This window comes from Trinickia sp. Z7 (assembly GCF_056498045.1).
Genome location: NZ_JAUEQW010000002.1, coordinates 186,243 through 207,792 on the forward strand (window position 1 = coordinate 186,243; position 21,550 = coordinate 207,792).

The 21,550-nt window shown below is 63.6% G+C and carries 15 protein-coding genes; 3 read left to right on the forward strand and 12 right to left on the reverse strand.

Annotation, left to right across the window (positions count from 1 at the left end):
- Positions 1 to 114: 114 nt before the first annotated feature.
- Positions 115 to 1,122 (forward strand): SDR family oxidoreductase, encoded by a 1,008-nt coding sequence (locus QQS38_RS04905; protein WP_479644251.1) that lies wholly within the window; start codon positions 115 to 117, stop codon positions 1,120 to 1,122.
- On the opposite strand, the gene QQS38_RS04910 is transcribed toward QQS38_RS04905, so the two are convergent.
- From QQS38_RS04910 to QQS38_RS04925, 4 genes are all read right to left on the reverse strand, one after another.
- Positions 1,119 to 2,630 (reverse strand): hypothetical protein, encoded by a 1,512-nt coding sequence (locus QQS38_RS04910; protein WP_479644252.1) that lies wholly within the window; start codon positions 2,628 to 2,630, stop codon positions 1,119 to 1,121. The two genes, QQS38_RS04905 and QQS38_RS04910, sit on opposite strands and share 4 nt — an antisense overlap.
- Entirely contained in the window at positions 2,623 to 4,077 is a 1,455-nt protein-coding gene (locus tag QQS38_RS04915; RefSeq protein WP_479644253.1) for a hypothetical protein, read from the reverse strand. Before QQS38_RS04915 ends, QQS38_RS04910 begins: the two co-directional genes overlap by 8 nt.
- The gene (locus tag QQS38_RS04920) at positions 4,074 to 4,853 is read right to left on the reverse strand and encodes a hypothetical protein (protein WP_479644254.1); all 780 of its coding nucleotides are present in this window, start codon (positions 4,851 to 4,853) and stop codon (positions 4,074 to 4,076) included. The genes QQS38_RS04915 and QQS38_RS04920 overlap by 4 nt, the downstream gene beginning before the upstream one ends.
- Before the next feature lie 106 nt (positions 4,854 to 4,959).
- On the reverse strand, positions 4,960 to 6,669 hold the full coding sequence (locus tag QQS38_RS04925; RefSeq protein ID WP_479644255.1) for a hypothetical protein: 1,710 nt from the start codon (positions 6,667 to 6,669) through the stop codon (positions 4,960 to 4,962).
- A gap of 733 nt (positions 6,670 to 7,402) precedes the next feature.
- On the opposite strand from QQS38_RS04925, the gene QQS38_RS04930 reads away from it, so the two are divergent.
- On the forward strand, positions 7,403 to 12,517 hold the full coding sequence (locus QQS38_RS04930) for an autotransporter domain-containing protein (RefSeq protein WP_479644256.1): 5,115 nt from the start codon (positions 7,403 to 7,405) through the stop codon (positions 12,515 to 12,517).
- Between the two features lie 22 nt (positions 12,518 to 12,539).
- Here QQS38_RS04930 and QQS38_RS04935 read toward each other — a convergent pair whose 3' ends face one another.
- The 8 genes from QQS38_RS04935 to QQS38_RS04970 form a co-directional block, all read right to left on the reverse strand.
- On the reverse strand, positions 12,540 to 14,333 hold the full coding sequence (locus QQS38_RS04935) for a thiamine pyrophosphate-requiring protein (protein ID WP_479644257.1): 1,794 nt from the start codon (positions 14,331 to 14,333) through the stop codon (positions 12,540 to 12,542).
- Between the two features lie 78 nt (positions 14,334 to 14,411).
- Positions 14,412 to 17,243 carry a DNA ligase D gene (gene ligD, locus QQS38_RS04940; protein ID WP_479644258.1) on the reverse strand — a complete coding sequence of 944 codons (2,832 nt, stop codon included), beginning with the start codon at positions 17,241 to 17,243 and terminating at the stop codon, positions 14,412 to 14,414.
- A 45-nt stretch (positions 17,244 to 17,288) separates the two neighbouring features.
- Positions 17,289 to 18,107 carry a non-homologous end joining protein Ku gene (gene ku / locus QQS38_RS04945; protein WP_479644259.1) on the reverse strand — a complete coding sequence of 273 codons (819 nt, stop codon included), beginning with the start codon at positions 18,105 to 18,107 and terminating at the stop codon, positions 17,289 to 17,291.
- Between the two features lie 146 nt (positions 18,108 to 18,253).
- Positions 18,254 to 18,412, reverse strand: coding sequence for a DUF1328 domain-containing protein (locus tag QQS38_RS04950; RefSeq protein WP_479644260.1), 159 nt, complete (start codon positions 18,410 to 18,412; stop codon positions 18,254 to 18,256).
- Between the two features lie 271 nt (positions 18,413 to 18,683).
- A complete protein-coding gene (locus QQS38_RS04955; protein WP_479644261.1) occupies positions 18,684 to 19,298 on the reverse strand; it encodes a hypothetical protein in 615 nt (204 codons plus the stop codon).
- A gap of 69 nt (positions 19,299 to 19,367) precedes the next feature.
- Positions 19,368 to 19,637, reverse strand: a complete 270-nt coding sequence (locus QQS38_RS04960; RefSeq protein WP_479644262.1) for a DUF1488 family protein — start codon at positions 19,635 to 19,637, stop codon at positions 19,368 to 19,370.
- 67 nt (positions 19,638 to 19,704) lie between these two features.
- A complete protein-coding gene (locus QQS38_RS04965) occupies positions 19,705 to 20,268 on the reverse strand; it encodes a type 1 glutamine amidotransferase domain-containing protein (RefSeq protein WP_479644263.1) in 564 nt (187 codons plus the stop codon).
- 66 nt (positions 20,269 to 20,334) lie between these two features.
- Positions 20,335 to 20,889: a ferritin-like domain-containing protein gene (locus QQS38_RS04970; protein WP_479644264.1), complete on the reverse strand. Its 555-nt coding sequence runs from the start codon at positions 20,887 to 20,889 to the stop codon at positions 20,335 to 20,337.
- A gap of 250 nt (positions 20,890 to 21,139) precedes the next feature.
- Here QQS38_RS04970 and QQS38_RS04975 point away from each other — a divergent pair, with 250 nt between their 5' ends.
- A complete protein-coding gene (locus QQS38_RS04975; protein ID WP_479644265.1) occupies positions 21,140 to 21,535 on the forward strand; it encodes a DUF3175 domain-containing protein in 396 nt (131 codons plus the stop codon).
- The last annotated feature ends 15 nt before the right edge of the window (positions 21,536 to 21,550 follow it).

Consider the following 21,550-nt stretch of genomic DNA (forward strand, 5'->3'; position numbering starts at 1 on the left):
TACGGCGACTACACCGTGCAGACAAGCGTGGCACGGCATATGCGGCTTGCTACCCGGCGGCTCGCGCATGACATCGCGACTCGCGGACAATAGAACCCTTCCCAGGAGCCCGGCATGCCGCACTCGCGTCGTTTTCCGAACATCGTAGTCATCACCGGCGCCAGCGCGGGTGTAGGCTGCGCCGCAGCGCTCGCCTTCGCCCAACAGGGGGCCGATGTCGCCCTGCTCGCCCGCGACGAAGAAGCGCTCTCCCAAGTCGCGCAGATCGCCCGCGGCTACGGCGTGCGTGCATTGACCATCGCCACCGACATGAGCTCGGTGCAAGCGGTCGAAGCCGCCGCCGAGCGCATCGAGAACGAACTCGGCCCCATCGACGTCTGGGTCAACAACGCCATGGTGACGATGTTCGCGCCCGTCGCGGGCATGACCGCCGACGAGTTCGCGCGCATCACCGAAGTGACCTATCTGGGATACGTTTGGGGAACGATGGCCGCGCTCAAGCGCATGACCGAACGCAACAAAGGCGTGATCGTGCAAGTCGGCTCGGCCCTCGCCTACCGCGCCATTCCGCTGCAATCGGCGTATTGCGGCGCCAAGCATGCGATCCGAGGGTTCACCGACGCATTGAGATGCGAATTGATGCATGACGAAAGCCGCGTGCGGGTAACCATGGTGCAGATGCCCGCGCTCAATACGCCCCAATTCGATTGGGCGGCCAGCCGTATGCCTGGGGCGCCGCGCCCGGTCGCTCCCGTCTACGAACCGGAAGTGGCGGCACGCGCGATCGTATGGGCCGCGCGGCATCCCCGCCGCGAACTGTATGTAGGGCTTTCGTCCATCAAAGCGATCGTCGCCAACAAAATCGCACCGGGCTTGTTGGATCGCTATCTGGCCAAACGCGGGTTCAAAGCGCAGCAACGCAAGAGCGCCACCGATCCCGGCCATGCGGTCGACCTGTGGCAGCCCGTCCCGGGACTGCATAGCATGCGTGGCTCTTTCAGCAAGGAAGCGAAGTCGACATGCGCCTCGCTATGGATCGACACCCATCGCGGCGCGGCGGTGCTCGCGGCGCTCGCGTTGGGCTTGGGCGTCGCGCGGTTGCTCGCCCCGCGGCGCGGTTAGTGTTCGTCGTCCCCGTGCGGCAGCGAAGATCGCTGCTGGACCGGCGGATCGTAAAAGGTGAAGAACTTCGTCGCGGGGCAAGAGCCCACGGAGTTGGCAACCTGAAGGATGACCCACTCCGGGATGGTATCGGTGAAGTACGCGTCGGCGACGACCTGATTCAGCTCGCCCACGTAACTCGGCACCACGAACAGCATCCGGCTGGTCGAATTGGGTTGAACCGAACCGCAATCCGTCGGCTTGGTCGTATCGAACTTCGGCGATCCACTCATGAACAGAAATCGCACGGCGAGCGTCCAATCTTTGGGCGGCAGACCGTTCCAGGTAACGATCGCTCGAGCGTGAATCTCGGCTTTTCCGTCCGCCGGTTGGCCGTCGCGTGTGAGCGATACGAGCGAAAAGTTCAAGCCCGATGGCGGCGGAAAAAACTCGAACGGTTGCGTTTGGGGCTCCACCTCCGGATGGTCGACGAGGGAGGCGATGACCGTGACCGCTTCGGGAGAGGTATCGGCGAAGCACGCTTGCGCGATGTGGTAGCCGTATAGCGGGCGCGCCTTCACATACAGGACGGCGCTGGTGGAATTCGGCTGTATGTAAGACGACCCCTGAATATTGAACGTTGCGGAAGATCCGGGCGAAAATTCGAATTTTACGATTCGCTCGACTTGGGACGTTGCGTCGCTGCAGCTGATGACGGCTCGCGCGAGGTTCTCGGCAATTCCGTCTGCGACCTCGCCACTGCGCGTGATCGCATACAGCGCAAGGCCGTAGACCGGTGGCGAACTGGGCGTGACGAATTCGAAGACTTGCGCTGCGGCCGGCACTTCGGAGTGATCGACGAGACTTGCCGTCAACGTGACGTTTTCTGCAACCGTATCGTGGAAATAGGCATCTGCGATGTCCTTGCGCGTCTGTTCGTCGAAATGCGTTTTTACATTAAGGACGGTGGCGCTGGAATCCGGTTGAACGTATCCTGCGGGCTTGGTTATATCGAAGAGGGTCGACGCTGCGCGATCGAATTCGAACTTCACGATCTGCGGCTGTGCGAGCTTTTCGCCGTTTTGCGTGACGATGGCGCGTCCCGCGTTCTCGGCCTCGCCGTCTGCCGGTTCCTCGTCCGTGAGCGAGCCCAATCGCACACCATAGCCCTGCCCGACGCGGAACGTATAGGGCGCCGTGCTGCCAACGCTCGGGTTGCGCTTCATCCAAGCTTGCATCTCGCCAGACTCGGACACCGTGTCGGTAAACGTCACGTATGAGCGACCGAACGCGTCGGTTGCCGGACCGACCTTTTCGGTCGTTCCATCATCGAATACGGCCGACCCGCTCGTGATTTGGAAGACAACGACTTCCTGCGGCTCGAGCCAATCGTCGAGCGTTAGCTTCGCGCACGCTCGATTGGTCATCTCGCCGTCGGCCACTGGCGGAATATCGAGGGAAAGGGTGTAGCCCGAAGCATCGGCCTCGCCGGCCGGCTGCGACGCAAGCGAGTCTGTCGATTCATTCATGGACGACCCCATGGATTGACGATACCGGTCGTTGGACCGCTTCGGCCGATGAAGCCGTTGGAAACGAAATGAATTCCACCGGCGCGGGCAATTGGACCGATTGCGGCTGCCCGGTCACCGTCAAAGTCACATTGACTTTCTCCGCGCATGTGTCGACGATCTGCGCGAACCCGCTGCCGTCGTCATATAGCCAGATCGTACGGGTATGGGGCGTATCTTTCTCGGCGCCCACCACCATCGCTCGACTGTTTTCGTCGACGATCGTGACCGTCACCGTTTGATTGACGAAAGCGGGCATCACTTGGAAGAAGATCGAACAGGCCGTCACGCCGTCGCTCGGCACGTAGGTGGTATAGATGTACCCTTCGATGCCCGCGGCGCTTCCGTCCAGATAGTTGTCGAACGTCGTGGTTGCCAATGGCGGCTTGCCCACCATCGCATCGGAGCGAGCGATGATCGCAACGGTGCGTTCGTTGCTCGACGACACACTGAAGCTGGCCAGGCCGGCGCCATTGAGCCGCGTTCGATAAGTCGTCGGGTCGCTCGGGCCCGCCTCGACGATCGCGCCGCCGGACACGTAAATCGTCACGTCCAGCCCGGGCTCGCCGAATACGGTGCCGCAATTGCAAGGGTTGAAGTTGGGCAGTTGCGGGGATATCAACGGTGCGCCTACCGTGGACGTCACCTGCAACGCAGTGATGTCGGACCAAGAAATTTCGACCCTGGTAGGCAGCGAACGATGCGTCACGCCCTCGCGCAGCACCTCGTAATAGGCGACGCCCGAACCCAGGTTGCCGAGCGGTTGGATGCAACGCAAAGGGATCGTATCCGACGCATAACCGTTGCCCACATCGCGCTGACCGACCTTCAACGACGGGGACGTCTCGTAGGCCGCTTCCGGAATCTCGTTTCCCCAGATATCGAAACCTTGCCAGTAGAACGTCACCTCATCGCCTAGCTGCAATAGATATTGCGTGTCGAGGCTCGCTCCGTTTTGTCCGGAAATCTTCGCGTAAAGCAATACGCCGTTCGCGGCATCGGGAAAGATGGGCCCGGGATAGCGCTGAGCCGTGGACCCTTTGATCATGACCGGAATAGGCAGAGAGGGGGCGACATCGCCTACTAGGTTCGTCTTTTTATATGTCGCGACGTACGATCCATCCGGCACCTTGCTCGGATCGAACTTCGCATCCCAGGAAAGCCGATCCACGCTGTCCACGACGACCGCGATTTCGGAAGGTAAATCGTCGAGATACGCCCAAACGGTATCGCCCGGCGTGGGATGCCAAAAATCCTGACCATTCGGAATTCGGACGACGATCATCTCGCCGGGCGATAGCGCGCCGATATCGATCGCACCGTCCTGACCGGCTTGCGGGAGACTCGGTGGAACCAAGACGATATCCAACCCCGATAGCGCCTCGCACGCTGCCGTTTCGAAGCTCATGCCGCACTCGCTCGATCCTGCGAACTCGGCGCTGGATAGCCCGGATATTCACAAAAATTCACCGTGAACGGCTTGAGCTGATCGGTTCCGGGAGCATGCGGCAAGCCGATCGTGAATTGCACGATTTCCGCCTTGATATCGGTAAGCACGATCACGGCGCTGCCGTCGCTTTGCAAATTGACCCAGCCTTCGCGCGTCGCTCCGACCACTTTGGCGAGCGAATTCTTGGTGACGATGTCGATTTGGACGACACCCCACTTCGCGCTATCGGCCTTCACGTAGATGCAGCAAGGCGTGAGGCCGTCGGCAGGCGCGCCGGTCGTATAGTTATACGCGACGAAATGCTCGGTTTTGAGGTTCTGCGGATTAGCGTCCGTGTACGGTTGAAACGTCGGGTACCCGAACAGCGGAGGGCCGCCACGCGGGTCCCTCGCAGACGCGGTCACCAACAGCAGGTTCGATCGCGCATTGATCGACGGCGATGGGAATTGCGCTCTGACGATGAACGAAGCCATCCCATTCACGTCGAGGATCGCGTTGTAGGGTCCCGTACCGTAAGAGGCGCCATCGCCGTCATAGGACTGCGGCGGCGGCACGAGCAGCGTCGCATTTTCCGACACGTTGCACACCATCGTATCGCCCGGCGGGCCGTACACGTTGACCCAACAGCAGGGTTGCAGCGAAGTGCCCTCGGCATAATAAGCCGCCTGCGCGGTACTGATGATTGCCGGCGTGCCGGTAGGAGGCGCCGTCGCTTCACGGTTGTCGCTGCCCATGGGTACGCTTTCCTCGAAATGACCCAAGCGTGGTGTGCAAGCGGCGGCCACCGCAGTGCATGGGGAGCCGCCGCTCGCTCGGAACGAGCGATAACGATCCGACTCGTCAGCTTCGATTCGCCGTATTCAATATGACCGACAGTACGCCGGAATTGAGCGGATAGCGCTGCCCCACCGGTTGAACCGTATAGACGATATAGCACATGCTATTCGCGAATTTCGGATCCTGCTGCGAATCGTATCCCTCGAATTTCGTGATATCGGGAAACGGCAGCGTTACCGTAGTCGCGGCGTTGGGACCGAAGTTGCTAGGACCAAGCGTCATGCCGGTCGCGCTCGCAGAGCCCGATTTCGGCTTGCGACCGCCGGGGCCGTAGCCCCTCATGAATGCGACCGCCGTCAACCGGTCGCCCGCTTTCGGTGTCCAGCCGTAGTCTTGAGAAGACTGCTGCAGGTCGACCGTGATCGCCACGCCGTTTGCCTTGAGCCACGCTAAGCTGATGTGTCCCGTCGCCGGGAATAGCCGAGGTGTCTCGAGCGGCCCGGCTTGCGGCACGCCCGGTTGATTCTCGCCCGTGCCATAAAAGCCATTGATCCCGCTCGGCAGGATCTCTCCCGAACCGGGATTGGCGACAACGAAAAGCACCTGGTTCAGATCGCCTGCATTGGGTCCCTCGTTGCTGTGACAAAGGCTGTCGGGAAACGTGGGGCTCCATGTCCAGGAGTCGCCGTTGGGGGCGATATGGGGACCGGCGACGATCGCGCCGTTCACGACCAGATAGACTTGATCGCCCGGCCTTTGATATTGATAAGCGTTGATATCGGCTTTGACGTTGGGCGGGTCGGTGAGCGTGGCGAAATCCAACCAATATTCCGTGCCGCTGCCCGTATCGATCGACGTCACGCCTTCAACGATCGGGCTATACCCGGAAATCTGCGTGTCGCCCGAATTCACGATCAGGAACGACAATGGCAGCGGCGTGAAATCCGTGAAATCGTACTGGGGAATTACGCTGCTTGCCAGTGCGAGGCTACTGCTTTTTGCAACCAAGTAAAGGCTCGCCACCCCTTCGCTGTTCGTGACCATGCGAACGTAATAGCCATCTTGCTGCGAATTGTAGATGAGCGACCCGTCACCGATCGCCAGGCGGTCATCATAGGTCGCCGTGGCCGACGTATAAGCGTTGACCAAGGCGCTGAAAAGCCCCGAGGACTTCAATCCCCCTTCATGCCATTCGACTACATAGTCGGAAATCGAAACTTCGGTAGGCGGATCGATGACGGTATCCACCACTTTGCAGGAAACCTGCGTCGTGTACTTGCCCTGCGCGCTGCCCGGAGCGAGTTCGTCGCCGTCCGCATGGCTGGGCAGCGGAAGCAGGGTCTGCGTGGGACCCGATAAGGTGATCGTCGGGTCGTAATCCAAGACGGTGTATGTCACGGCAGTTGGGGCCGCGGGTGGGATGACCGATCCCCAACCGGACGCCACCGGCGCCACCGTTATCCGATTCGTGCCGTCGGATGGATCATGGCGAATGCAAACCCTCGCGGTACCCTGCGTTTTGTCGCTTTGATCGATGTCGATCTTCACTTTCAGCTGCTCGCCGGGAAGCGCGATCAGGTTGGCGCTGGGGTCGCTCGGGCTCCCGCTGAAATCGATCATGGCGCCTGCTGGAATATCGACGTCGCCGTTTTTGATGGTCGCCACGATATAGCGCCCCTGGTGCCGATACAGCTTCGTACCGTCGGCGGGGCTGATGGTGATGGTTCCGGAGCCACCAAGGTCCTGGCTGGTTCCTAGTTCACTGTGCGACATGGGAGTGCCTCCATGATTGGGCGCTGGCTGCTTCGGGACCTGCCGCGGGACGATCGATTGGCGCGTGCCGGAAAAGACGCTTTCACTGTCGCCCCTCTGTCTCTCGCGGCGCCCAGTAGGCACCATATTCTCGATACGTATCCTCGATGTCAAACCTGCAATTGCGAACTTTCTCAAGTCATCTCAATTGACGGGAATATCTGAAATTTCTGTAACTCGACGGTACCCGCAATATTTAGAATTTCAACGAGAACGCCTCGCAAGCGGCATCGATCTCCGCAGAACGGTCTTACTAAGATTCAGAAGATTCTCGCGCCGCCTAACACAAGGACAAGGCGATTTCATTCCCATTATTTAAGAACATGTCGCACACTCACACTCCATAATATTGCAATTTTCTTTCAACCCATGCTAGATCGATATTTGTCAAAAGCGATTCAAAAAGACAAAGATCGAATTTTGGAAGCACTTCTCAATTATTGAGCACGCTCGCTCCGACCTTGATTCCCAATAAGCCGCCATTCGAGTCATGAAAATTCGACCAAAAGCGGGGGTTCGAAACGCCCCACGACAAGACGCCGCGGGTCGGGGCATCTGCGACGACATCGCAGGCCCAGGCCAATCCGCTCGTTGCGCGTCGCACCGCCCGCATGGCGCCAAGTGCTCGCCTAGTCCGACGATGCCTCGTTTGCGCGCTTGCGCAGCACTTTTATCAATGGCCGGTGCGATCACCGTGTCCGGGATCTCCCCCTGTGTTGCACAAGTCGTCAACGCCGGAGGCGGGGCCGGTGCGTCGGCGGCGTCCGGCAACGGCGGCAGCGGCGGCGGCAACAACGGCGGCGGGGCCGGCGGCAGCGTCGGTTCGACGGCGGGCCTGACCGGGACGCTGCAGCGGGGCGGCGACGGCGCGGGCGCAACGTGCGACGTCAACGTCTATCTGACGGGCTGCGGCGGCATGACGCAAGTCACCAACTCGCCGTTCAGCGGTCCGGTGACGGGGGCAAACGGGGCCGACGGCGGAGCCGGTATCGGCGGCGGGGGCGGCGCAGCCGCTGTCGTCATGACTTCCGGCGACTTGGCGATCGGCCCACCCGGCAGCTCCACGGTGCGAGGCGGCGCAGGCGGCGCAAGCGGGTCGGCCGGCGCCGGAGGCGGTGGCGCGGCGTTGATCTTCACCGGCGGCACGCTGGTCGTCGACGGCAACAACGTATACGGCGGCAGGGGCGGCCCCGGCACATCGGCGAACGCGGGCGGTGGCGGCGGCGTCGGCCTGTACTTCCAGGGCCAGAGGTTCACGTTCAACGCGGAAGGCACCTATCAGATCAGCGGAGGCTGGGGCGGGCAATCCGGCGGCAACGGCGCCGCGGCCGTCGTGGTCAGCAGCGACGGCGCGACGATCACCAACATCGGCCTGAGTGTCGGCACGGGCTTCAACGGCGGCACGGGAGCCTCCGGAGTAGGCGCGATCCCGGACGGCAGCGGCGGCGACGGCATCGACATCTTTGGCAGCAACAACACGCTCGTCAACCGGGGCCTCATCAACCCCGGCGCTTCGGCGGGCAACGCGGCGCTCGCGACCGGCGTCCACGTTCACGGCGACGGCAATACCCTCATCGACGCCAATGGCGGGGACATGGAGGGAGGATGGCGGCTGACGGACCCAACGCAAGCCGCGCCTGGCGGCGTCGCGGTCAGGATCGACGGCAACGGAAATACGCTCGTGCTGCAAGCGGGCGCCATCGTCGGCGGCAAGGCCATTGCAGCCGGGGGCGGCAACATCCTCGCGCTGGGCGGTCCGGCGGACGGCACGTTCGACCTGTCGAAGATCGTCACCGCGCTCGACAACACGTCCAGCGCAGCGCAATACCAAGGCTTCGCCGAATACGAAAAAACCGGCCTCGGCACTTGGACCGTCACGGGCCGCGTGGGCGACGGTCATCCGTGGGCCATCGAACAAAGCACGCTCAAGCTCGGCGCCGACGGCGATCTCTCGCCCGCGAGCAACGTGAGCGTCGACGCCACGCTCGATGTATCCGGCGTTGCGGCAAACAGCACGAGCATTCAAAGCCTATCGGGCGCTTCGACGGGCGCCGTCGCGCTCGGCGCTAAAACGCTCGTCCTGACCAACGGCCAAGGTGGCAGCACCCCCGTCGATGCGGGCAACTTCGCCGGCAACGTCTCGGGCGCCGGCGGCGTCGAAATCGCGGGCGGCACTCAAGTCTTCTCGGGCATCAATACCTATGCAGGCGGCACGCTTCTGAGCGGCGGCACGCTATCCGTATCGACGGACGCCAATCTCGGCACGGGCGCACTCTCGTTCAACGGCGGGACGCTCGAGAACACGGCGGCCTTTCATTCGTCGCGCACGATCGCATTGAACGGCGGCGGCGGCACATTCGAAACCGACGCTGCGCTCGCGCTCGCAGGCACGATCAACGGCGCGGGCGGCTTGACGAAGACGGGATCGGGCTCGCTGACCCTCACCGGCGCAGGCACCTATTCAGGGTCCACTACGATCGCGGGCGGCACGCTCGCGATCGGCAACGGCTTCGATAGTTCGTTCGTTAGCGCCATCGTCGATAACGCCACCCTTCTGTTCAACGATAGCAGGGCGTTCTCCTACAGCGGCGCCATCAGCGGCGCCGGCAGCATCGTGCAAAGCGGCGCAGGCGTCGTGACCCTATCCGGCAATAGCGGCAGTTTTTCCGGGGTGACAACGGTCAATGCAGGCACGCTTTCCGTCAACGGCGAACTCGGCGGCGCCGTGACCGTCAACGGCGGTACGCTCAAAGGCACGGGCACGATCGCAGGCGACACTACGGTGGGGGCGGGAACGCTCGCGGGCCGGCAAGGCGACGTGCTCGATTTCGGCGGCAACCTGACCTTGTCGAGCAACTCGTCGGTGAACGCCTCGCTCGGCGCGCCGGACGGTTCGGCGGGGCTGTTCAACGTGGCGGGCAATCTCACGCTCGCGGGCGCACTCGATGTCACGGACCTCGGCGGCTTCGGCCCGGGGCTTTATCGCTTGTTCGACTATGCGGGCAACTTAACCGACAACGGCTTGCAGATCGACCGCGTTCCCGCCGGCATCAGTTCGAGCGACGTGTCCGTGCAAACGTCGATCCTCCACCAGGTCAATCTAGTCAACACCGGCGGCGCGGCGGTCAACTTCTGGGACGGGGGCAATGCGGCGAACCACAACAACGGCGCAGTGGATGGCGGCAGCGGCATCTGGAACACGGCGAACGACAATTGGACGAGCGCAAGCGGCGCCGTCAATGCGCCCTGGCAAGCGGGCCAATTCGCGGTCTTCGCCGGACAAGCGGGGACCGTCACGGTGGACGACAGCGCCGGCGCCGTCTCCGTCGCCGGCATGCAGTTCGCAGCAGATGGCTACGTGCTCGACGGCGGCCCGGTCACGCTCGCCAACACGCCGACGATCATCCGCGTGGGCACGGGAGGCGGCGCCATCAGCCGGGGCATTACCGCGACGATCGCCGCGCCGCTGACGGGCTCGGGCGCGTTGGAAAAAACCGATAACGGCACGCTCGTCCTATCGGGGGCAAACAGCTATACGGGTGGCACGTTCGTCGAAGGCGGCACGCTGTCGGTTGCATCGGACGCGAATCTGGGCGCGGCTTCCGGTGCGCTCACGCTCGATGGGGGCACGCTCGAGAGCACGGCAAGACTCACCTCCGCGCGCAGCGTCACGCTCGGGGCCAGTGGCGGCGAACTGAAGACGGACGCCGATCTCGCGTTGACAGGCGTCGTCGGCGGCGCCGGAGGGTTGCTGAAAAGCGGCGCCGGCACGCTAACGCTGAGTGCGAACAATACGTACGCGGGCGGCACGGAGATCGCGGCAGGAACGCTGCAATTGGGCAACGGCGGGACCTCGGGCTCGATCGTTGGAGATATCGACAATGACGCCAAGCTCGTTTTCGATCGCTCCGACGCTTGGACGCTGGCCGGCGCGATCAGCGGCAGCGGCAGCGTGACGCAAGCCGGCGCCGGCACTGTCGTGCTGACCGGCGACAGCAGCTATCAAGGCGGCACGACGATCTCGGCCGGGACGCTGCGACTGGGAGACGGCGGCGCCTCCGGTTCGATCGCGGGCGACGTAGCCGATAACGGCACGCTGGCCTTCGATCGCTCCGATGCCATCGTCTTCGACGGAAAGATCAGCGGCAACGGCAAAGTGCAGCAGATCGGCGCGGGGCTCACCGATTTGACCGGCGATTCGACCGCATTCACAGGCACGACCGCTGTCGCGAACGGCACCCTGGCGGTCGACGGCACGCTCGGCGGGATCCTGTCGGTGCTCGCAGGCGGCACGCTGGCCGGCACGGGCACCGTGGGCACGACCACGGTCGCGGCAGGCGGCGTCATCGCCCCGGGGCATTCGCCGGGCACGCTGCACGTGAACGGCGACTTGACCTTCAATGCCGGTTCGACCTATGCCGTCGACATCAGCCCGAATCAAAGCGGCGATCTCATCGCCAGCAGCGGCAAAGTCACGATCAACGGGGGTACGGTAGAGGCCGTCAAAGCGGGGGGCGTCTATACGCCCGCCAGCCAGTGGACCATCGTAGCGGCAAACGGCGGCGTCGCGGGCAAGTTCGACGGCCTGACGCAGAACTTGCCGTTCGTCGACCTGTCGCTCGCCTACGACGCTAATCACGTCTACATCGGTTCGGCGCGCAATAACGCCGCATTCTGCAGCGTCGCGCTCACGCCGAACCAATGCGCCACCGGCGGCGGCGTGGAAAGCCTCGGCCAAGGCAACGCGCTATACAACGCCCTGGCAGCCGCGCCCGACGACGCCACCGCGCGCCGCGCGCTCGATGCGCTGTCCGGCGACACCTATGCTTCGCAAAAGAGCGCGATGATCGACGACAGCCGCATCCCTCGCGACGCCGCCGTGGCCCGGCTGCGCGTCGCCTTCGACGATGTCGGCGCGGCCATGGCGACGCAGGTCGCCTCCACCGGCGACGGCTTCCTACCGCTGGCCGCCGGTGCGAAACGCGTAGCCTTCTGGGCGCAAGGCGCCGGCGCATGGAACCAGTGGGACGGCGACGGCAACGCAGCGACTTACAGCCGCTCCAGCGGCGGCTTGTTCGTCGGCGCGGACACCCCGGTGATGCGAAACTGGCGCGTCGGCGTCATGGCGGGCGCCAGCAACTCGCGCTTCGATGTGGACGCGCGCAACGCGTCCGGCTCCATCGTGAATGGCGATCTGGCGCTCTACGCAGGATCGCAATGGGGACCGCTCGGTTTGCGCTTCGGCTTGGGCTACGCCTGGCACGACATCGATACGCATCGCTCGATCGCCTTCCCGGGGTTCGCCGCCGATCTGAACTCGCATTACGGTGCGCAAACCATGCAAGCGTTCGGTGAAGCCGCTTACCGTCTCGTCTTCCCCGCGCTCACGCTCGAGCCCTTCATCGACCTCGCAACGATCGACCTGCATACGAACGCCTTCACCGAAACGGGGACGGGCAGCGCCGCGGCGTTGACTAGCCCCGGGAGCACGAGCAACGTCACGTTCTCCACGATGGGCGTCAGGGGCGAAAAAGCCTATGTGTTCCACGGTTGGAAGACGACTGTGCATGCGACGCTCGGCTGGCGTAATGCCGCTGGCGATACGAGACCGCTGTCATCGTTCGCGTTCCCGGGCGGCAGCGCCTTCACCATCGCGGGCGTGCCGATCGCCCGCGACGCCGCGAGCGTGGACGCGGGCGTCGATTTGGCATTGAGCCGTGCGGTGACCTTGAGCATCGACTACTCGGGACAATATGCGCACCACGCTGCCGACTACGGCGCCGAAGCCAAGCTCATCGTGGCGTTCTGAACCTGCGGATCGGATCGATCGGCTATTCCTTCTTCCCCGGCAAAACCGAGGCCATGACCTGCTTCGCCGTATTGACGATGACGCTGCCCTCTTCGGGATCGCCCTCCATCAACGTGCGCGCGAACTTGCGGGCCTGCACGAGCGTGACGTGCGGCGGCAGCGGCGGCACTTCGGGATCGGTCTTGATTTCGAGCACGACGGGACGGCCCGCCGCGAGCGCTTCGTCCCATGCCGGGCCGATCGCTTCGGGCGTATCGACGTAAATCCCCCTCAGCCCGATCAATTCCGCAAAACGGTGGTACGGCACGTTCGGCAGTTCCTGCGACGCCTCGAACTTCGGATCGCCCTCCATGACGCGCTGCTCCCACGTCACTTGGTTCAGGTCCTCGTTGTTCATCACCATGCAGATCCAGCGGCCGTCCTTCCATTGCTGCCAATACTTGGCCACGGTGATCAGCTCGGCCATGTTGTTCATCTGCATGGCGCCGTCGCCCACGAATGCAATCACGGGGCGATCCGGATGCGCGAACTTCGCTGCGATTGCATAGGGCACGGCCGCGCCCATCGACGCGAGCCCGCCCGATAGCGAGCACATCATCCCGCGCCGCATCTTCAGATCGCGCGCGTACCAGTTCGCGCATGACCCCGAGTCGCTCGTCAAGATCACCTCGTTCGGCAACTTCGGCGAAAGCTCGGTGAAAATGCGCTGCGGATTGACGCCGTGCTTGGCCGATTCCATCGCGCGCTTATCGAGCGTCTCCCACCATTCCGCGGTCCACCCTTCGATGCGCTTGTGCCATGCGTCGTCGGTCTTTTGATCGAGCAGCGGCAACAGGGCGCGTAGCGTCTCCGCGCTATCGCCCACGAGATTGACTTCCATCGGATAGCGCAGGCTCAACATGTCGGCGCCGATGTCGATTTGCACCCCGCGCGCATCGCCTTCCTTCGGCAGGAATTCGGAATACGGAAAGCCCGAGCCGACCATCAACAACGTGTCGCAATGCGTCATCAGCTCCCAACTCGGTTTCGTGCCGAGCAAACCGATCGAACCCGTCACCCAGGGGTATTCATCCGGCACTACGGCCTTGCCCAAGAGCGCCTTCGCCACCCCCGCTTTCAATCGTTCGGCCACGGCGATCACTTCGTCGGTGGCATGCAAAGCGCCCGCGCCCACCAGCATCGCGACGCGGCGGCCGGCGTTGAGCACTTCGGCCGCGCGGGCCAGATCGGCAGGCTCGGGCATGATCCGCGGCCGCGAGTAGCCGACGCCGGAATGCGCCGTGCCGTGTTTGCGCGGCGGCGGGCAATACTCGAGTTCCTGCAAATCGTTGGGCAGAATGATGGCCGTCACGCGGCGCTGCGAGAGCGCGATGCGCACGGCGCGATCGACCATGTGCCGCACTTGCGCGGGCACGCTCGCCTGCTGCACATACGATCCGGCTACGTCTTTGAGTAGCGAGGCGAGATCGACTTCCTGCTGGTAATGCGAGCCGAGCGCCGCGCGCGCTTGTTGGCCGCAGATCGCGAGCACGGGCATATGGTCGAGCCTGGCATCGTAAAGGCCCGTGACGAGGTGCGCGGCGCCGGGGCCCGACGTCGCGATGCACACGCCGAGCTCGCCCGTGAACTTCGCGTGCGCGCTCGCCATGAATGCCGCCATTTCCTCGTGGCGGGCCTGCACGAACTCGATCTTGCCGTCCGCGCGGCGCAGTGCGCCGAACACCCCGTTGATGCCGTCGCCGGGGTAGCCGAACATGCGTCGCACGCCCCATTGATGCAACCTTTCGACGATGAAATCGCCTACCGTGTGCGCCATCTGTGCCTCCGATAGAGTGTGTTTGCCAGACTCTATGCAGCGCAAAAAGTGCGCCCGAGACAACGCTTACGGCAGCCGTCAAATACCCTTCAATCCCAAGCGCTCGCGCATGCCGTTCGTAATGCGCTGCTTGGCCGCGGCATAGTCGTCCCACGGGTCCGCCCCCAGCGATCGAAGCCGCTCGTGCACGTTTTGGACGGTCCATTGCGCCCCGCCCGTGGTGTCGGCCAGTTCGTCCCACGCAAGAGGAACCGAGACCCCCATGCCCGGCCGCGCCCTGGGAGAGAATGCCGCGACCGTGCTGGAGCCGCGGTTGTTGCGCAAGTAATCGACGAAAATCCGGCCGCGGCGGTTTTGCGCCCCCATCTTCGCGCTGAAGCGGTCGGGCAGCGTCGCGGCCATGTGCTGCGCGGCCGCTTGAGCGAACGCCTTGACGTCGTCCCATCCGGCATGGCGCGCGAGCGGCACCACCACATGCAGGCCCTTGCCTCCGCTCGTTTTGCACCACGATTGCAAGCCCAGCTCGGTCAGCAGATCGCGCGTCAGTTGCGCCGCTTCGATCATCCGCTCCCAGCCCAGCGACGGATCGGGGTCGAGATCGAACACGATCCGGTCGGGCTTTTCGATGTTCGTCGCGAGTGCATTCCACGTATGGAGCTCGACGGTTCCCATTTGAGCGACGCCGACGAGCGCTTGCGCGCTGTCGATCGTGAGCAATGGCGGATGACCGGGATCGAGCCCTTCGTGTTGCGTGATATGGGGAAGCGACAGGCGGGAGCTGTGCTTCTGAAAGAACAGCTCCCCGCCGATGCCGTCGGGCGCCCTCACGAGCGCGACCGGCCGCCCCTTCACATGGGGCAGCAGCCAAGGGGCGATGCGTTCGAAGTAACGCACGAGGTCTTGCTTGGCGAAGCCGATCGACGGGTCGATCATCCTGCCGGGGTGCGAGATTCGAACCCCCGCCACCGTATCGCCCTCTTTGATTGCGTCGTCCATTTGATCTGGATTCCTAACTGTTTTGCTTCTTGGTTCATCATTCGTGACCTTGGCTGTTTTCTTTGTCGGAGTCTTTTGTTTTCCGCCTCGCTCGGCCCGGCTGTCCCCTTGCTCGGCCGCATCCCGCGCCGTCGCCTGTTCCGCTTGCACGGCATCGGCCCGATGCGGCGCTTCCTGCACGATCTCGCGCGCCGGCTTGTCTCGGCGCAGGCTGATGAACGAAGCCTGCCGCACGATGCGCTCGCTCGTCCATTCCGAAAAATTGCATTCGGCGACGAGTTCGGGACGTACCCAATGAATCTTCGTCCGGCTGCGCTCGCTGGGCGGCTCGGCGAACGGCGAGTGCGTTGTCTCTAGCGCGTCGAGTTCGCGCTTGATGGCGCGCAATGCCGTCGCACCGAAGCCCGTCCCCACACGCCCGGCATAATGCAGCTTGCCCCGGGCGTCGAAGACGCCGAGCAATAGCGCGCCGAAGCCGCTGCGGCTGCCGGAGGGCTCCGAATAGCCGCCAATCACGAATTCTTGCCGGCGGCGGCATCGCAGCTTGATCCACGCACCGCTGCGCGTCGAGGTATAGCGGCTGTCGCGCCGCTTGCCGACGATTCCTTCCAGCGCCATTTCGCAGGCGCTATGCAGTAGGTCGTGCGCATCGAGGGCGAAGTCTTCGGAAAAGCGCACCGTGTCGTCGCCGAAATCGGCCAGCAAGGCCCGCAACAGCGCTCTGCGCTGAACGAGCGGCACACCGCGCAAGTCATAGCCGTTCAGGTAGGGGAGATCGAACGCGAAGAAGACGATGTCCTGCGGACGATTCGCATCGAACGCGTTCTGCAGCGCTTGAAAACTCGGCACGCCATGTTCGTCGAGCACCACGGCTTCACCGTCTATCCAAGCCGTTTCCACCTCGATCGCGGCGAGCGCCTGGGCCTGCCGTTCGAACTTGGCAGTCCAATCGAGACCGCTGCGCGTCAACACGCGCACCGGCTTCGCCGCGCCGTGGTCGATGCGGATCAACGCGCGATAGCCGTCGAACTTGATCTCGTACGACCAATCGTCGCCGCTCGGCACATCGTCGACCAGCGTCGCCAACTGCGGTTTGAGCGAGTCGGGCAAGCGCGCTTTGACCGCGCCTTCGATCGACGGCGAGACGGCAAGCTCGCGCAGCGACTGAGTCGTGCGCGTGGCGACGATGTCCGGGTGCCCCGAGGCCGATTGCCCCGCGTGGGCGGCGTGGGCGGGCACCGGCAAGTCGCTCTTGCGGGATTTTTTGGCCGCGCCGCCATTCGCGGCGCGCTTGCCCGCTTTGGCCGGCTTGCTCGCCGCAGCGTCGCCGCCAGATAGCGCGCTGCCCGGTCGCTCCGCAATCACGTCGAACTCGCTCTCGGGCCGCGCCTCGTCGTCGCGCTCCTTGATCAACAGCCATTGTTCCTTGTCGCCGCTGCCGCGCATACCGCTGCGCACGAGCGCCCATCCTCCGTGCAGCTTCTCGCCGTGCAGCGTGAACTTGAGCTTGCCGGCCGCGTAGGCTTTGCGGGCTTGCTCGACGCCACCGGCCGGCTCCCACGTGCCGCGATCCCAGACGATGACCGTCCCGGCGCCGTAGTTGCCGGGCGGGATTTCACCTTCGAAGGTTCCGTATTCGACGGGGTGATCCTCGACGTGAACCGCGAGCCGCTTGACCGACGGGTCGAGGCATGGCCCCTTGGGCACCGCCCACGACTTGAGCGTTCCGTCGAGTTCCAGTCTGAAATCGTAGTGCAAGCGTCGCGCGTGATGTTCCTGAATCAAGTAGGACAGCGCCGGACCTGCGCCGCGCCGCGCCGCCTGCTGATCGCGACGTGCGCGCTCGGCGCCCGACGGCTCCGGCGTGTCCGCGAAGCGGCGTTTCTTGCGATAGGTTTCGAGTTTGTCCGCCATGCTGTTTCACTCGCCTCGTTGCGCCGACCAGCCGCGGGCGGCATCTCATGCGGCATGCTTGCCCTTGCCTCTGCCCAAGCTGCGCTTGAGCAATTCCGACAAATCGACGACATCGGCCGTGGCGCGCGTGCGTACGGGCGCTGTGCCGCCTTCGCTGATCTCATGCGTCTTGCCTTCACGCACTTTCCGATCGACGAGCGCGAGAATATCGTCGCGAAACGTGTCGTGATACCGCATCGGCTCCCATTCCTCGGTCATGTCTTCGATCAACTTCTTGGCCATGTCCAACTCGCGCGGACTGACGCCCGCGGATTTGGCGTCGGCCGGCGGCAATGAAAGATCGCCTGCGTCGAGCACTTCGCCGCCCCAGCGCAGGGTGTTCAGCGCCAGTACGGGTCCGGCGGGGATCAGCGCCGCCAGGTGCTGCTTGTTGTGCAGCACCACGTTGGCGATGCCGATCTTGCCCGATTGGGCGAGCGCCTCGCGCAAGAGTGCATACGCTTTCTTGCCTTGCCGCTCGGGCACGAGATAGTACGGCGTGTCGAGATAGAGGAAGGAGACGGCGTAAGCTTGGACGAACGCGAGAATGTCCACCGTCTGCGTGGACTCGGGGCTCGCCGAGCGGATCTCGTCGTCGGTGAGAATGACGTAGTTGTTTTTTTCGTATTCATAGCCGCGCACGATGTTCTCGCGGCGCACTTCCTTGCCGGTCCGCTTATTGATCTGCTTATAGCCGATCGGATCGGCCGTGGCTTTATCGAGCAGATTGAAGCTCGTGCGCTCCGCTCGCGTAGCCGGATGCAATTGCACCGGCACGTTGACGAGACCGAAACTGATCGCCCCTTTCCAAATCACGCGTGACATGGCGGCTCTCCTTGTGCTGCCGGTCCCCGCTGCCGACGGCGGGTGCGGGAGCCGGCCGCGCTTGGCTCGCAGGACGAGCGCCGAGCATTCCTTGCAAAGCGCTCGTAATCCCTGCAACGCCAGCAACGATTACGTTCCTCGCATCGTCACCTGAGCACACCTATCAGGAGCGTCGCCAGGAAAATGACGAGGAAGATGAAAAACAAGATCTTCGCGATCTCCGCGGCGCCGGCCGCAATGCCGGTGAAACCGAAGATAGCCGCGATGACCGCGATGATGAAAAATACGACTGCGTATCGAAGCATGGCGTCCTCCTGATGAAAGCCGGCGCGCCGGCAAGCGTCGCCGCCGCGCTGGCTTACCGCGGCAGGCACTCAGCGTTGTGGTTGTTCAAGTCAACGCTCGATCTGGTACTGCAATGACTATGCCCATCAGCGACGGCCGCGACCGTGGGATGCGCCGCATTGCCGGATCTCGAGCGCGCTTCGGGTCGCTGCGGCTCGATGCGTTGGAAAAAGACCGCGACGGCCTATCGGCCGATCGCGGTCCAGGACACAGCTGTCGGATCTCTTCCTACTAATGATGCGCGGGCGCTTGCGTGCCCGTTGCCGAAGGGGGGCGCGCAGCCGCGCCGCCCTCGATCGGCTCGACGTCCTTGGTCGGATCGAAGTCGGCCCAGCGGCCATGCTGCCACCTTCCGTGGGCGCGCTCCACTTCGAGGCTGCCCGCTTCGCGCAATACGCGCGCCGCTTCCTGCTGGTTATCGGGAGACACGTGCACCGCAACGAGCACCCCCGAATCGCGCGCCTCGTGCATGACCCGATGCGCGGGCACGTTGCCGCCGCCGCGCGTATGCGTCATCGCACCGATCAACGAACCCAAGTAGGCGCCCACCCCGGCGGCCACGACCAATATCAGAAATGGCGAGGAAAATGCGCTGAACAACGCAACGCCTATCACGGCGCCTATCACCGCGCCGATGGCCCCGCCTTTACCCGCACCTTTGGACGCGTTCGCCGCCTGCGGGTCGGCGTAGTGATCGCCCCCGATCGGATAGCGCGCGTGCTGGCCGCGCGGATTGACGAAGAACAGCGTGACATCCTCTTGCACGAACCCCGCCGCGAAGAGGCGGTTTGCGGCGGCCTCGGCATCGGCGAACGTGGTGAAGCGGCCTGCGACGATGAGCGACATGACATGTCCTCCTAGTTCGTTTTGGCGCGACTTGGCAACTTGGCGACGTAGCGCCCGACGGCAAGCGCGCTAGATGCGGAACAGGCCGCTGCGCAATACGACGGCGGCCCCGCCGCTTTGTTCGATGGTGCGCTTGCATACCTCGTGAATACGTTCGCGGCCTTGCTCGAAGGCGCGCAGCAATTGAGCCTCGAGCGTGGATTCGGCGCCGAAATGGTCTTCCAACGCCTCGGCCGTGATCGCGCACGACACGGGCACCCCATCGACGATGGCAACGAAACGCACCACCATCTGGGCACCGTCGAACACCGGGACGTCATCGGAAAAGATTACGCGCATGGCCGGCCCCGCGCTCTTCGCAGAAGCGGCCGGCCACCCGCGCTTCGCGGCATGCCTCGCGCGCGCCTCATGCGGCCTGCCCGCGATGTTCGAGCTGCTCGATCAGCTTTTGATTGAACGCCGGGATGTCGTCGGGTTTGCGGCTCGTGATGAAGTTGCCGTCCTCGACGACTTCCTCGTCCACCCAGGTCGCTCCCGCGTTGCGCAAGTCGTCTTGCAAGCTCGGCCAGCTCGTCATGGTGTGACCTGCGACGATGCCCGCAGAGATCGGAAGCCAACCGCCATGACAAATCACGGCGACGGGCTTATGGGCTTCGTCGATGCCGCGCACGAACGCCTGCGCCTCGGGCACCGTGCGCAGCGCATCGGCGTTGACCACGCCCCCGGGCAACACGACCGCGTCGTATTGCTCGGGGCGCACTTGGTCGAAGGTCGCATCGACGGTTACGGTGCCGCCGCGTTCGACGTGGCGAAAGCCTTGAATTTGCCCGTGCTTGTTCGAAATCACATGCACGAGCGCGCCCGCCTCCGACAACGCCCGTTTCGGTTCGGCAAGCTCCGCCTCTTCGAAGCCGTCCGTTGCCAGCATCGCGACCTTGCAACCCTCTAGCGGTTTGATCTTCGTGGTCATCGGCCCCGCTCCTTTCATTGGATGAAGTGCTGTACGCACCGCAGCAATCGCGGTGCCCAGCGTCGATCAACGCCCCTTGTGCTCACCCGGCAAACCGGCCAGCAAGTCCGCCATATCGTCGGCATGCTCCTCTTCGACGGCGAGGATGCTTTCCATGACGCGCCGCGTAGTAGGGTCCTTTTCGCCCAAGTATTGAATGATCTCGCGATAGCTGTCGATCGCCACGCGCTCGGCGACGAGGTCTTCCTTGATCATGTCGACGAGCGAGGTCCCCTCCACGTATTCGGCATGGCTGCGCGAAAGCAGTCCCTCGGGGGAAAAGTTCGGTTCGCCGCCGAGCTGCACGATGCGTTCCGCCAGTTGATCGGCGTGGCCTTGCTCCTCGTTCGAATGCTGCAAGAACTCATCGGCGATGCTTTTCGATTGAATGCCTTTCGCCATGAAATAGTGCCGGCGATAGCGCAGCGTGCAGACCAATTCCGTGGCCAACGCGTCGTTCAGCAGCTTGAGCACCGTTGTGCGGTCGGCCTGATAGCCGGCGGTCACGGCCCCTTCCTCCATATGCTCGCGCGCACGTTTTCGAATGGCCTGGACGTCCGACACGAAAGGTTGATTCGCCATGGGATTTCTCCATCGATTTGTATTTACGAAATGCAGCTTAGACTGCGCGCCGCCTGGGGTGGGGGGCGAAGCGCGACCTATCGCTTGGCACGCATCAATCGTGCCAAAACGCATGCCGCGTCACAGCAACACGCCGGGCATAGGCATTGCGTGACTTCCGCCCGACGAACAACGCGGGCCAAGCAGCCGATGCTCCGTGTGCACTGTGCCGCTCCCGGCCCGTGCCACCTATCCACATGGGAGACGACCAATGGCCTCCAACACTGCTCACGCATCGACGCGACGCCGCGCCGGCCGTCCGCCGCGACAACGCCACGCCCATAGCCGGGCCGAACACAACAAAACCAACCGGCATGCACGAGCGCGCAAGCCATCGCAACGCTGGTCGCACGAAGTGATGGCGCGTAGCGATGCCCTCGATCTCGAACCGGGCATTTTCAAATCGGGGAGCGCGCAAGAGATCGCGCAATCGCTCAAACGCTCGTCGCTCGCCAGCAAGCGCAGGCGCGGGACGCCTTATCAATCCGCGATGTCGATGCTCAACTTCTTCATCAACCGGGCGGGCAAGAACCTGCCCAAGACGCGCCGCAACGTGCTGCAAGCCGCCAAAGGCAAACTGCGCGAAGCGTTCGGTCGTCCCCGATAACGCCGCACGAGTTCG